Source organism: uncultured Turicibacter sp., from assembly GCF_938044715.1.
Classification (GTDB): domain Bacteria; phylum Bacillota_I; class Bacilli_A; order MOL361; family Turicibacteraceae; genus Turicibacter; species Turicibacter sanguinis.
In genome coordinates, this window is the sequence record NZ_CALIOS010000048.1 from 1 (window position 1) to 13,444 (window position 13,444).

The window sequence follows — 13,444 nt, forward strand, 5'->3', positions numbered from 1 at the left end:
CCATACAAATCTTTTCGAATAAATTACTGGAATCCTAAATAAGTTGGCAGTAACCTCCTAGCACAAATCTTTTCTTTATAAATTAAACAAGTTTCGTGATGCGCAGCTCGAATATAAAAACTTGCTTTTGTATAATCTGGAATAATATTAGGTGCTTCACCGCCATGAGTAATAATCCCATGATATAAAACATCACGTGGACTTTGTTGACGAAGTGCGTTAACACCGTTATAAAACAAAATCATAGCATCTAAGGCATTAACCCCTTGTTCAGGTGCAGAGGCTGCATGAGAAGCTTTTCCAAAAAACTCAAATTCAATCGGAACAATCGCGAGTGTCGGCTGGGTTTTAGCTGTTGTATGAAAAGGATGAATCATCATACAAACATCAACACCTTCAAACAAATTGGCCGCAACATAAGAGGCTTTTGCATTCCCATGAGGTCCACCCTCTTCAGCCGGCGTTCCAAACACCACAATTTCTCCACCTGTTTGATCGATGATTTGGGCAAGTGCAATCCCTGCCGCTACACTCGTCATCGCGATAATATTATGTCCACACGCGTGACCTAAGCCCTTTAAAGCATCGTATTCAGCTAATAATCCAATAACAGGCCCTTTATTCTGCCCTTTTTTACGTGCAATAAAACCCGTCGGATGAGTCGCAATATTAACCTTCACTTCAAATCCATGCTTGATTAATAAATCGGTTAGCCATTTACAAGCCTTTACCTCTTGATTCCCAATTTCAGGGTTATCATGAATTTCATGACTTAATGACAAAATCTCATCGTGGTTTTTCTCAATCTGATTTTTTATGGTTGTGATGTAAGAGTTAATATCCCTCACCATATCCCTCCTTTAAAAAAATAATCTTTATCTATAACTCTAGATAAATGTTTGACACTTAAAAATTTTTTATTTTCCGTAACCATCGAGGATGTTATATCCTACTAGCGTAGGAATCTTACTATACTCACTACTAAAGTGACCCACACGATTTTAAATTCTATTGTAAAATGACCCCTCGACTATCATTCGTCTTAGTATTCAAAAAAGTTTGAATACTAAGACGAATGATAAAATGATGAATGATATTTCTATTTATATATAGTATGACAATCATCCATACTTTTATTACAATATGCATTAATCTCGAATTATCACCTTAATTCTTAAGGTTTGATTAGAGAATCTTTAAAATTTCTTAAGACTTTTTCTCCTTAATTCTAAAGATTTAACTTTTATAATACTCGTATGAAAAGGAAAAAGGAGAATGTCAAATGAAAATATTAATTTTAACTGCTAAATTTGGAATGGGACATTATTCTGCTTCGCATTCAATCGAACAGCAAATTCAACAAAAATTTCCAAATGCTTCAATTTCAATTGTTGATTTTTTTGAATATTCAGCTCCCAGAGTTTCAAATATCCTGTATAAAAGTTTTAATTTATTAATTAATCGAGCCAGTACTTGCTATAACTTTTTCTATCGTTTGTCAGAAAAAGGGGAAATTAATCAAAAACCTATTTTAGTGGACTACTTTTCACGTTCTCTTCAGCAATTAATAAATGAATTAAATCCAACTTTAATTATTTCAACCGTTCCGTTTTGTTCTCAGTTATTGTCTCACTATGATAAAAAATCGAAAAAAAGAATTCCCTTTGTTACCTGTATCACTGATGTAAGTAGTCACTGTGAATGGATTAATGAAAATACAACCTATTATTTAGTTGCTTCTCTTTCTATCAAAATGGACCTTATTAATAAAGGCGTGCATGCCAGTCAAATACAAGTCATCGGGATCCCTGTTAAGCGCGAATTCAATGAACCGATTGAGTCTTCATTTAAAAATAGTCACAGCTATGAAAAGAAATTATTAATTATGGGAGGTGGTCTTGGTCTCTTACCCAAATCCGAATCTTTTTATGAAGCACTAAATCAATTAAATCATGTTAAAACAACGGTAATTACCGGGAAAAACAAGCGTCTTTTTAATTTATTGCATAATAAATACCAAAATATTGAGGTCATTGGATTTACGGACCAGGTATATAAATTTATGCAAGAAGCTGATTTAATGATTTCTAAACCAGGTGGAATCACGGTATTTGAGGCGATTAATTCTGAAATTCCGTTGCTTGTCTTTGAACCATTTTTACAACAGGAAGTAAATAACGCGAACTTTATTTCACTTCATTGCCTTGGACATGTCATTCAAAAAAAGCAAACAGATTATATTGAAATGGTTTCTAATCTTATTTATGATGCAAAGGCTTTAGATGAGATTAAACGCAACATGCAACAATTAAAAAAACAATTTGATAAAAATGCATTAGAAGAGATTATTTTATCTGTACAGTTAGGAGCGTATGCATCATGAAACTATTTTCTACAATTTTAATCATTTTGTTTATGATCCACTCTATTTTACCAACATATTATAATAAGATGATTAATAAAAATGTGATAAAATCGACACCAAAAAAAGGAATTATGCTAACATTCGATGATGGCCCCAACCCTTTGTATACCCCAAAACTATTAGATTTATTGAAACAACATCAAATTAAAGCAACCTTTTTCGTCGTCGCTGATCATGCTTTGCAACACCCTGAATTAGTACGACGTATGCAAATGGAGGGACATACGATTGCCCTTCATTCATTAAATCATCGAAACGCTTGGTTTTATAGTTACATTTATACTAAAAAAGATTTCTCTAAAAGCCTTGAAATCATGGAAGAAATCGGTGTAAAATCTCATTATTACCGTCCCCCGTGGGGACATACGAATCTTTTCACCTATTACTTTGTAAAAAAACACGATTTAACCATGATATTATGGAATTTAATGGTTAACGATTGGGATTACAATAGTATGAGCTTAATTCTTCAAAATAAAATTTTGAATTCAATTAATGACTCCTCTATCTTATGTTTACATGATTCAGGACATGGCGCCTATGCCGATCCTTTAGCCCCAAAACGTATGCTTGAGGCATTAAAAACAACACTTCCACATTTAAAACAACAAGGTTATCACTTCGTTACACTAGAAAGGAGTTCTTTATGAATAGTAAAACAAAGCAATCTTTAAGTCTTTTATTTATGATACTCCTAATGGGTTTGACAAGTTATTTCATTTTCAAAGATCAATCCATCAGTTCGCTTCTCCAAGCACTCAAAACGGTGAATCCATTTTACATTCTATTAGGACTTGCTATGATGTTTATTTTTGTGGCATGCGAAGCAATGAATACTTTTTCCATTATGAAAGCTTTAAAACAAAAGGTTTCATATCTTAAATGTTTAGGGTTTGCTTTCGTAGGATTCTACTTTAGTTCGATTACCCCCTCTTCATCTGGAGGCCAACCCGCTCAAATGTTTTATATGAGTAAAGCAAAAATTAATCTTTCTTACTCTTCCTTAAATTTATTAATTATTACCGTCGTTTATCAAATTGTCATGATGTTATATGGTGGAATTCTCTTTTTAGTCAATCATGACTTTCTCATGACTAACTTAAATGGAATTAAATATTTCTTAATCTTTAGTGTCTCTATTAATTTAATTTTAACGACTGCAATTTTGATGGCAATGTTTTCTAAAAAATTCATTTATCAGTTAATTAATTTTTTAACGACCTTATTGGCCAAAATGAAACTTCTAAAAAATGTTGAAGCAACCCGTCAAAAACTAGAAACACTCGTTTTAGAATATACAAAAGGCGCAGCTTACATTAAAACGCAACCCCTTTTACTACTTCAAATTGTATTGACAACAACGATTCAACTAACTGCCACTTATCTTGTTCCATTTTTCGTCTACAAAGCCTTTCATTTAAATACATATACTATGCTTGAAATTATTTCCTTACAAGCACTCGTTTCATTAGCTGTTTCCTCTATTCCCTTACCAGGTGCAGTCGGAGCTTCAGAAAATGCCTTTATGAGTGTCTTTAAATTATTTTTTGCAAGCCATCTATTAGTTCCAGCTATGTTATTATGTCGTGGAATTAGCTTTTATTCATTCTTATTAATAAGTGGGATCATTTCAATGATTGTTCATATCGTTTTATCAAAAGATAAAACCAATTATCCACCCAGAACGGCTTTATCTTCATAAAAAAAGTGATGCAAATGAGATTTGCATCACTTTTTTTATTTTGTCGCTACACTTCGTTTTAAAACAATAAAGAATAAAGCTAATCCAACCCCTAAACCAATATGTCCAATCCCAGAGATACCAGAAATTGAAGCGTTTAATGCTTTTGATAATTCTGTTCCTTGAACTTGTAAAAATCCACGAACAGCCATCATCATTGCTGATAAAACTAATCCAATATTATAAATAATAAAGAACCACTTGAACATTTTTTGCTCACTTACTTTAAAGATTGCTTCTAAAGCTAACACCACTAAGAAAAATAACATTCCAAGTGTAAATAAGTGGGTATGTAATAATGATAAATTCGTTTGGCCTGTGAATCCTACCATTTTTGTGAATTCACGATAAATAACCCCACAAACTAACGCAACTACTGTGTAAGTAAAAGCGGTATTAACCAATTTTTTCATCATAAATATCTCTCCTCTCAAGACAAAAAATATTTTATCTTCTTCTTGAGAAAAAGTCAAAAATAACACACTTTTTTTAACAATATTTAGTTTTTAAGTTAATATCATTTCAATTTTTGCTCCACAGGTTGGACACTTGGGTTCAGTTAAAAAAACTTTGCTTTCATATAAATTTCTCTCAATCAACAACTCCTGACAATCGGGACAGTAAGTATTTTGATTGAGATTAGCAACATTACCAATATAAACATAATTCAAATAATTTCGAGCAATCGCTTTCGCCTTTATTAACACCTCTATTTCCGTTGCTTGATGATTTAATTTATATTTGGGAAAATATCGACTTAAATGAAACGGAATATTAGGATTAATACTGGCAATAAATTTTGCAATTTCCTTGACTTCCTCAAGTGAATCATTCTCATCACTCACTAGCAACGTTGTAATTTCAAGATGTACTTTATTCGCTACTAGCTTAATGGTTTCAAGAACTGGGTTTAATTTTGCTCCACAAATTTTACGGTAATACTGATTGGTATATCCTTTTAAATCAATATTCATGGCATCAATGTACGGTAATAACTTCATTAATGGCGATTGATTTATATAGCCATTCGTGACCATCACAATTTTTTGATGTGGCATTGTTTGTTTAATTTTTTTAGCGGCTTCATAGACATACTCATACCACATGAAAGGTTCATTATAGGTAAACGCGACGCCAACATGATTGGGTTGTTCAGAAAGAATCTGGCATAACTGTTCAACCGGTAAAGTCTTTGAATGAGGTTGATGTTGTGAAATCTCATAATTTTGACAAAAAGAACAGGTCATATTACATCCAAAACTTCCAATCGATAAAATACAAGTCCCTGGCATGAAATGATACAAGGGTTTCTTTTCAATCGGATCAAAAGCTGCTGAGGTAACTTTACCAAAATTAGTTGCAATTAATTGTCCATCATGAACCGTCCGAACTTTACACCTCCCCCACTTTCCTTCCGATAAAATGCAAAGATGTGAACATAATTCGCACTGAATTAAATCTTTTTTTCCTTTATAAAACAAAACAGGAGCATCCATCTTAATCACCTTCTTGATAGCGAATCACTTCAAATCGTTCAATTTCATAAGATTCAGTTTCACCAATCCCCGCTTTACGACAGGCAATTGATAGTTGTTCCTCGACTGTTTCAATCCCCTCTAAGTCAGGTAATAATACCCCTTTTTTCATTCCACAGCTAACAACGACCCCATATTTTTTAGGATTCAACATTTCTTTAGAACAAGAAATAGGCTCGGTTAAGACATCAACGGAAACCTTTAACTCGGTTAATTCCTCTTCCTCAACTGGCATAAAACGAGGATCTTGTGTTGCCGCTGCAATCGCATTTCTTACAATTTCTGTTGCTACACAATCAGTTGTTGGAAAAATGGTTCCAATACAACCACGTAATTGACCCTGTTTTTTTAAGGAAACAAACACACCTTGCCGTTTAACAAACATTTCACTCGGTAAATCTTCCTGTGTTAACAGCGTTTTAGTTTGTTGAAAATAATCCTCTAACGCTTTACGTGCAACATAAACATAGGGATTTTCTTTCTGTAAAATCGATACTGCCTTAATTTTAGGCTTTTTCTCAATATATTTTAATCCTTTTATCCCTACTCCTAAATAATTAAACTTTACCGTTCCATAACCGACACCAAAAGGACATTGATAAGCTAACACATTACCTTCATACTTTCCACCATCCATGGCACCACTCATAATTTTCATCGAGCGTAATCCACACTCTGCCACCTGGTAGACCACTTCTTTATCTAATTCAAAAAGCTCTAAAAGCTCACCTTTTTTTAGGTGGTTTAAAAACTGGCGATCAAACTCTTCGCCATACTTCATGTTTGCTTCTTTTAATTTATGTGATAAATCACCACTCGCAATCATGACAACCTGTCGGTCTAATTGTTTGACTGCTTCTTGTAAAGCCATTCCAAATTCATAAAGTTGACGATCTTTTAATGGAGCATAAGTAATATGAACTAATTGATAGTCTCGATATTGCTCATTTATAAAGTAAAGAGGAACAACAACTCCGTGATCTAGTTGAAATCGACGATGATACATTTTTAAAAGATGTTGATCAACTGAGACAACTGGAATATTTCTGTTTTGACTTAAATTCAAAATTAATTCATTTAACTCCCGGTCGAATGTTAGACTCATCTTCACATCATGACATTGAAATTGCGATAAGTCACCTTCTATTTTTTCATCATCTAAAATACAAATGGCATCTGAAAACATCGGCCCGTGGGGAGTAATGATAATGATGGTTTGAGGTTTAAGCTTTGATATTTCCTCGGCAATTTGATTGCACGCTAATGTCGTTTTATAAAGCTTTAATTCTTCCCCTTTTCCAATAGCGGGAATAATAATCGGTGGATGTGGCATTAAATAAAAATTCATTTAAACACCTCTTTTTTAAAATTATATCTTTATTAGTTTATATTGATTTTCAAATTTAAACCAAACATTGGGTAGTAAATTGTTGGGAATCCTTAAAAGACAGCATAAATTTACTAGCACAGATAATAATATTATTGTCATTTTTAAAAATCTAGTAAATGAGGTAGTTACTATGACATGGTTTATCGATGCATTACGCTCACATCCAGAACTAACGCTTTTTTTAACGCTAGCCATTGGATACGCAGTAGGAAAAATCCAAATCGGTACCTTTAAAATCGGTTCCGTTACTGGGGTATTAGTAACAGGGGTTATCATCGGGCAATTAAACATCACGATTGATGCCACTGTAAAATCAGTTTTCTTCCTTCTTTTCTTATTTGCTCTAGGTTATAATGCAGGACCTCAATTTTTTAAAGGGCTCAAAAAAGACGGAATTCCACAAGTTATTTTTTCAGTTATCGTCTGCGTAATTGGACTCATTTCAACAATTATCGTTGGAAAAATCCTTCATTACAACGCTGGACAAGCCGCAGGGCTCGCAGCGGGAGCTTTAACTCAATCTGCTGTTATCGGGGTTGCTCAAGATTCGATTAGTCAGCTATCAGTCTCAGCTGCTGATATTAAATCCATGAGTGATTTCGTTCCAGTCGGTTACGCCGTCACTTACATTTTTGGTACCATCGGATGCGCTTTTGTTCTTTCAACACTGGGTCCAAAAATTTATGGAGTTGATTTAGCTGAAGAAAGTCGAAAAATCGATAATGCGTCTAAAGATGCACTTGAAGGAAAACTTTTAAATTCGCGTGCAGGAGATGTCGATTATCGCGCTTATATCATTGATGATTGCTACATTGGACAAACTGTAAAAGCAGTTGAACACAAACTTGCCACAGAAGGTATTCGTCTATTTATGGTGAGAATGAAACGTGGGAATGATGTCTTCAGACCAAATGAGGATGAAATTATCCAAAAAAATGATCGCGTTGCATTTTCTTTTAAAGAACGAGATGTCTCTAAAATTAACCTTCTAGAGATTGGGCAAGAAATTTCAGACTATACGTTAATTAACTTTCCAACTGAAACAGTGGCTGTTTATGTTAAAGATAGTGAAATTACTGGAAAATCAATTAGTGAGGTTCGTCACAACACTTTAACACGTGGTGTTTTTATCTCTAAACTTCAAAGTACAGGAGATGAAATCCCTTATAATAACGAAACAGTTATTAAAAAGAAAGATGTGATTACACTAACAGGACCTGTTGATGATGTAGAAGCTTTAGCGTACAAAATCGGAAAACCAGCACGTGATTCAGATGAAACGGATATGATTTTCGTTGGTTTAGGGATTTTAATTGGTGGATTAATTGGGATACCGGCGCTCACGATTGGCCATGTTGGAATCAGCTTATCTACAAGTGGTGGGGCTTTGATTATGGGATTAATCTTTGGACTAATTCATTCTCGTCGTCCGACCATTGGTCGTATTCCAAAAGGAACTGCTTGGTTCTTAAGTAATGTTGGTCTTGCTGCTTTCGTTGCTGTTGTCGGTATTAATGCCGGTCCAGGGTTCGTTTCTGGTTTAAGATCATCAGGGATCAGTTTCTTCTTAGCAGGTGTGGTGGTGACACTTATTCCAACATTCGCGGGAATTTTTCTTGGAAAATATGTATTCAAATTTTCAGCTCCAATTGCTCTAGGAGCAACTGCAGGAGCTTTAACAACAACAGCGGCAATTGGGGCTATTACTGAGAAAGCTGAAAGTAATGCACCCGTACTTGGATACACCGTTCCTTACGCTGTTGGTAATATCTTATTAACTGTTTGGGGATCCTTGGTTATTATTTTCTTCTCCTAACCTTATTAATATCTTGAAACAAAATTTGAAAGGAAGTTTTGTATGACTACACGAGCTGAAGTTAAGCGTAAAAAAATCAATGATATCATTGAAAGAGTACAACACTTAAGCCCATTTGAATTAAAAGATGAGTTAATTCATATGGCTAAACAATCTGAACAAAAAGGTGTCCGTATTATGCTCAATGCAGGACGCGGAAATCCTAACTGGACAGCTGCCACTCCACGTCAAGCCTTCTTCACTCTTGGACAATTCGCCGTTGAAGAAACACAACGTACTTGGCATGAAAAAGATTTAGCTGGTATGCCTGAAAAACCAGGAATTTATGAGCGATTCACCTCTTATGTAAGAAATCATAAAGATGCTCCTGGTATTGAATTACTATCTAACATCATTGAATATGGTATTAAAGATAAAGGATTTGATCCAGATTCTTGGGTATTTGAATTAGTTGATGCTATTATCGGTGACAACTACCCAGTTCCTGATCGTATGTTAATCCATATCGAACAAGTTGTGAAAGATTATGTGATTAAAGAAATGGGTGGGAATCCCGAAACATCTACTCACCAATTATACGCTGTTGAAGGTGGTACAGCCGCAATGTGCTATATCTTCGACTCACTAATTGCCAACCGCATTTTATCTCCAGGAGATAAAATCGCCTTATTCGTTCCAATCTTTACCCCTTATGTAGAAATTGCTAACTTACCTCGTTATCATTTCGATATCGTAAAAATTTATGCTTCAGAAATTAGTGAAGAAGGCCGTCATACTTGGCAATATCCGCAAGAAGAGTTAGATAAATTAGCAGATACTAGCATCAAATTAGCTTGTGTTGTTAACCCAAGTAATCCACCGTCAGTTGCAATCAACGAAGAGTCTATGTATTACTTAAAATCAGTCGTACAACGTCAAAATCCAGATTTAATGATTGTTACCGATGACGTATATGGTACATTCTCTAACGATTTCAAATCATTAATGTGTACCCTTCCTTACAACACATTAGGAGTTTATTCGTACTCTAAATACTTCGGTGTCACTGGTTGGCGTTTAGGGGTTATCGCATTAGAAAAAGACAATGTCTTCAATCACTTAATCAACAAATTACCAGAAGATGAAAAAGATATTTTACGTGAACGTTATGGCGCCTTAACAACTGATCCAGATAATATTCCATTTATCGATCGTATCGTAGCAGATAGCCGTCAGGTTGCACTTAACCACACTGCTGGATTATCCACTCCTTGTCAGGTCCAAATGGCAATCTTCTCTATCTTTGCCTTATTAGATAAAGAAAATGTTTATAAAGAACAAACGAAAGAAATTTGCCGTCGTCGTAAACATTTACTATATGATAACTTTGATAACTTATCTTATAAAGAAGATCCATATAGTACGTCATACTACAATGAAATTGACCTTCTTGTTTGGGCAAAATTAAAATACGGTGAGGAGTTCGTTAAATACTTAAAAGAAAAACGTAACCCATTAGAATTCTTATTCGAATTAGCCGATCGATACAGTATCGTCTTATTAAACGGTAGTGGATTCGAAGGGCCATCTTGGTCAATCCGTGTTTCCTTAGCTAACTTAAAAGATGAAGAATACGCTGAAATTGGTAAAGCAGTTAACGAATTATTCTCTAAATACGCGGAAGATTGGAAAGAATTCCAATGGTAATATAGAAAAATCCCCGGTGAAAGGTATCACCGGGGATTTTTCTTTTATAAAGGTTGTCCACAACCAATACAAGATGTAGCTTGTGCTCCATTTTCCATTCCACATTTAGCACAAACAACAGCAACGACACTTCCTCTTTCTTCATTTAAGCGACTTCCACACGTTTGACAAAACGTTGAATCAATCGGCATTTCTGTCCCACAAGATTCACAACGTTTAATCCCTCTTAATTCATTAACCATTACCTCATAATGCTCAACATTCTTTAAACTTCCTTCAATTGCTAGACATAAATCTTTAAATTCCAAACTAGGTTGATTTCCATAAAGTTGATAATATAAGCGACCTAAATTCATATATATTTTATTTAATCGTTTTTCTTCGTCACTAATCTGTGTGTTTAATTTTGCGATTTCCGCAAATTCTTTTGTCTTTTTCATCGCATCTTGACTTGTTTGAGTAACCTTCTTACCAAACTGTTCGAAAAAAGTGCCCATCCTCTCACCTCATCTTCAAATTTATAATTATTAAATCACTTTATTATATTCAAGTGCTTTAGTGATATAACTATAAATTCAACTTTTGATGTTATCTCACTTTATTCAACTCAAACTCCTCTTTAATTTGTGCTAACAACTCACCATCACTTAATAATCGTAATCCTATTCGAGCTAAAATTTCTGCGCTTTGAAGCAACCCTTCATCCCCCTGTTTAGAAATCGCTGCCTGCTTAAATTCCTCAGTATGAGTCACTACCTCAGAGTCACAGATTTTTACAGATGGATGAATCGTTGGAATGACATGACTGACATTCCCAGCATCGGTTGAACCTTTTGATTCATTAGGATTGATGTCCTCTACAATCAATCCCACTTCAGTTGCAATCTTTTTAAATAATTCATTAAATAAGGGATACACAATTAAATCTTCCACAATATTTTGATACGTATTATATTTCACCTCACACCCTGTACTCAATGCCGCACCTTTCGCTATTTGAATGACCTTATTCGTGATTTCTTCACAGGTTGCAATCGTATTGGCACGAACATAAAATCTCGCTTTCGTATACTCTGGAATAATATTAGGTGCATCTCCTCCGTGTGTAATAATTCCATGAATTCTAACATCAGATGTTACATGTTGTCTTAAAGCATTCACCCCACTAAAAAATAAAATCATGGCATCTAATGCATTAATTCCTTTCTCCGGACATCCTGCTGCATGAGCGGGACGTCCAAAGAATTCAAACTCAATGGGATGATTGGCTAAAGAGCTAGTTGTTATTGCTGTTTTATTACCTGGATGAATCATCATACAAGCATCTACATCATCAAACAATCCCGCTCTAACAAACGAAGCTTTCGCACTCCCATTATTTCCACCTTCTTCAGCCGGTGTCCCAAAAACAATGACTTCTCCTCCAGTTAATTCTAATAAAGGTGCTAAACTGCAAGCAGCTAATACACTACTTACCCCAATAATATTATGACCACATCCATGCCCAAGTCCCGCTAAAGCATCATACTCAGCTAAAAAACCAATCACCGGACCAGGTTTTTTAGCAATATATCGTGACACAAATCCTGTTTCATGCCCCGCAATATTTGTCTTTACATCAAATCCTCTTTCTTTTAAAACATTCGTTAACAACTCACACGCAAAATATTCCTCGTTTGCAATTTCAGGATGTTCATGGATTTGATGACTCAGGTTGATAAAATAAGCTTCTTGTTCCTTTATAAATTGACGAATTTGATTTTCCATACGTTCTCTCTCCTATTCACTAAAATGCTGGAATCGATGCCCCTTTGTATTCTTCTTCTATAGCTTTTTTAGTTTCTTCCGTTTGATAGACTTCCACTAAACGTTTTAATGCTTCTTTATCCTGATCCTCTGTCCGAACCGCAATGATATTGTAGTAATTTACAACCGTTTCACTTTCTGTATTCTCAACATAAATCGAATCATCAAGTGGTGATAAGCCAGCTTGAACAGCGACCCCATTATTAATGACTGCGACTGCCACATCCTCAAATGAACGCGGTAATTGTTGAGCAACTAATTCAACGATTTCTAACTTTTTAGGATTGGCAATGATATCTTTCACCGTTGGCGTAATCCCCACTCCTTCTTTTAATGTAATTAAACCTGCATCTTGAAGTAATAATAGAGCTCGACCACCATTTGAAGCATCATTTGGAATTGACACTTTATCTCCCTCTTGTAATTGTGCTACATCCGTTAATTGCGATGAGTAAATTCCCATTGGGGCTAAAACGGTATATCCAATTGATGTTAGATCTAAGTTATGATTGCTTTTAAATTCTTCAAAAAATGCGATTGTTTGAAAAGCATTCGCATCAATTTCTCCATCGGCTAGTGCGGTATTTGGTAAGTTATAATCACTAAAAGTCACAAACTCAAGGATAATCCCTTCTTCTGCAAGACGACTTTGAACACTTTTCCAAATGGAATTAACTTCGCCATTAATTCCTAACTTAATAACCGAATCACTTCCCACTTCATTACCACATGCAACTAATAAAAATCCTAAACAAACTGACATTACTAACCCTAATAATTTTCTTTTCATGATCAATTCCTCCTAATATGATTTATTTTAATGACTGAGTTTCCGTTGGAGCCATTCCCCGGCACTTTGAACTAGTGACACTAACACAAGTAAAACGACAACAGTCACAAACATGATGTCTCCTTTAAAATATTGATAACCATAACGGATGGCAAAATCTCCAAGACCACCTCCACCAACACTTCCAGCAATAGCTGAAAATCCAATCAAACTTACGATCGTAATCGTGAGTGCATATATGATATTTGGTAATCC

At 34.8% G+C, this 13,444-nt stretch carries 12 protein-coding genes and 1 pseudogene; 5 read left to right on the top strand and 8 right to left on the bottom strand.

Annotated features, from left to right (window positions below):
• Positions 1-23: 23 nt before the first annotated feature.
• The gene (locus tag QWC74_RS04805) at positions 24-848 is read right to left on the bottom strand and encodes an amidohydrolase (protein ID WP_288993936.1); all 825 of its coding nucleotides are present in this window, start codon (positions 846-848) and stop codon (positions 24-26) included.
• 434 nt (positions 849-1,282) lie between these two features.
• Here QWC74_RS04805 and QWC74_RS04810 point away from each other — a divergent pair, with 434 nt between their 5' ends.
• From QWC74_RS04810 to QWC74_RS04820, 3 genes are read left to right on the top strand one after another with little or no spacing between them, the layout of a single operon-like run.
• Positions 1,283-2,383 carry a glycosyltransferase gene (locus QWC74_RS04810; protein ID WP_006785002.1) on the top strand — a complete coding sequence of 367 codons (1,101 nt, stop codon included), beginning with the start codon at positions 1,283-1,285 and terminating at the stop codon, positions 2,381-2,383.
• Positions 2,380-3,075, top strand: coding sequence for a polysaccharide deacetylase family protein (locus QWC74_RS04815; protein WP_006785001.1), 696 nt, complete (start codon positions 2,380-2,382; stop codon positions 3,073-3,075). Before QWC74_RS04810 ends, QWC74_RS04815 begins: the two co-directional genes overlap by 4 nt.
• Entirely contained in the window at positions 3,072-4,127 is a 1,056-nt protein-coding gene (locus QWC74_RS04820; protein WP_006785000.1) for a lysylphosphatidylglycerol synthase transmembrane domain-containing protein, read from the top strand. The genes QWC74_RS04815 and QWC74_RS04820 overlap by 4 nt, the downstream gene beginning before the upstream one ends.
• Positions 4,128-4,162: 35 nt before the next feature.
• Here the strand turns inward: QWC74_RS04820 and QWC74_RS04825 are convergent, their stop codons facing one another.
• From QWC74_RS04825 to amrA, 3 genes are all read right to left on the bottom strand, one after another.
• Positions 4,163-4,582 (bottom strand): DUF2871 domain-containing protein, encoded by a 420-nt coding sequence (locus tag QWC74_RS04825; RefSeq protein WP_006784999.1) that lies wholly within the window; start codon positions 4,580-4,582, stop codon positions 4,163-4,165.
• Positions 4,583-4,672: 90 nt separating this feature from the next.
• Positions 4,673-5,662, bottom strand: coding sequence for an AmmeMemoRadiSam system radical SAM enzyme (gene amrS, locus QWC74_RS04830; protein WP_006784998.1), 990 nt, complete (start codon positions 5,660-5,662; stop codon positions 4,673-4,675).
• 1 nt (position 5,663) lies between these two features.
• Positions 5,664-7,049 carry an AmmeMemoRadiSam system protein A gene (gene amrA / locus QWC74_RS04835; RefSeq protein ID WP_006784997.1) on the bottom strand — a complete coding sequence of 462 codons (1,386 nt, stop codon included), beginning with the start codon at positions 7,047-7,049 and terminating at the stop codon, positions 5,664-5,666.
• Positions 7,050-7,221: 172 nt separating this feature from the next.
• On the opposite strand from amrA, the gene aspT reads away from it, so the two are divergent.
• On the top strand, positions 7,222-8,907 hold the full coding sequence (gene aspT / locus QWC74_RS04840; RefSeq protein ID WP_006784996.1) for an aspartate-alanine antiporter: 1,686 nt from the start codon (positions 7,222-7,224) through the stop codon (positions 8,905-8,907).
• A gap of 42 nt (positions 8,908-8,949) precedes the next feature.
• Complete coding sequence (aspD, locus tag QWC74_RS04845) at positions 8,950-10,593, top strand: aspartate 4-decarboxylase (RefSeq protein ID WP_006784995.1); 1,644 nt, start codon at positions 8,950-8,952, stop codon at positions 10,591-10,593.
• Positions 10,594-10,637: 44 nt separating this feature from the next.
• Here aspD and QWC74_RS04850 read toward each other — a convergent pair whose 3' ends face one another.
• The 4 genes and pseudogenes from QWC74_RS04850 to QWC74_RS04865 all read right to left on the bottom strand — a co-directional run.
• Positions 10,638-11,090 carry a zinc ribbon domain-containing protein gene (locus QWC74_RS04850; RefSeq protein WP_006784994.1) on the bottom strand — a complete coding sequence of 151 codons (453 nt, stop codon included), beginning with the start codon at positions 11,088-11,090 and terminating at the stop codon, positions 10,638-10,640.
• Positions 11,091-11,181: 91 nt separating this feature from the next.
• Positions 11,182-12,360 (bottom strand): M20 family metallopeptidase, encoded by a 1,179-nt coding sequence (locus tag QWC74_RS04855; RefSeq protein ID WP_006784993.1) that lies wholly within the window; start codon positions 12,358-12,360, stop codon positions 11,182-11,184.
• 19 nt (positions 12,361-12,379) lie between these two features.
• Entirely contained in the window at positions 12,380-13,189 is an 810-nt protein-coding gene (locus QWC74_RS04860; RefSeq protein ID WP_006784992.1) for a MetQ/NlpA family ABC transporter substrate-binding protein, read from the bottom strand.
• Positions 13,190-13,216: 27 nt separating this feature from the next.
• A pseudogene (locus tag QWC74_RS04865) lies at positions 13,217-13,444 on the bottom strand (ABC transporter permease); the annotation flags it as partial.

Coding starts and splice junctions, on each gene's coding strand:
- QWC74_RS04825 (WP_006784999.1), bottom strand. CDS start 4,582: ATGATGAAAAAATTGGTTAATACCGCTTTTACTTACACAGTAGTTGCG.
- aspT (WP_006784996.1), top strand. CDS start 7,222: ATGACATGGTTTATCGATGCATTACGCTCACATCCAGAACTAACGCTT.
- aspD (WP_006784995.1), top strand. CDS start 8,950: ATGACTACACGAGCTGAAGTTAAGCGTAAAAAAATCAATGATATCATT.
- QWC74_RS04820 (WP_006785000.1), top strand. CDS start 3,072: ATGAATAGTAAAACAAAGCAATCTTTAAGTCTTTTATTTATGATACTC.
- QWC74_RS04850 (WP_006784994.1), bottom strand. CDS start 11,090: ATGGGCACTTTTTTCGAACAGTTTGGTAAGAAGGTTACTCAAACAAGT.
- amrS (WP_006784998.1), bottom strand. CDS start 5,662: ATGGATGCTCCTGTTTTGTTTTATAAAGGAAAAAAAGATTTAATTCAG.
- QWC74_RS04860 (WP_006784992.1), bottom strand. CDS start 13,189: ATGAAAAGAAAATTATTAGGGTTAGTAATGTCAGTTTGTTTAGGATTT.
- QWC74_RS04855 (WP_006784993.1), bottom strand. CDS start 12,360: ATGGAAAATCAAATTCGTCAATTTATAAAGGAACAAGAAGCTTATTTT.
- QWC74_RS04810 (WP_006785002.1), top strand. CDS start 1,283: ATGAAAATATTAATTTTAACTGCTAAATTTGGAATGGGACATTATTCT.
- QWC74_RS04815 (WP_006785001.1), top strand. CDS start 2,380: ATGAAACTATTTTCTACAATTTTAATCATTTTGTTTATGATCCACTCT.
- amrA (WP_006784997.1), bottom strand. CDS start 7,049: ATGAATTTTTATTTAATGCCACATCCACCGATTATTATTCCCGCTATT.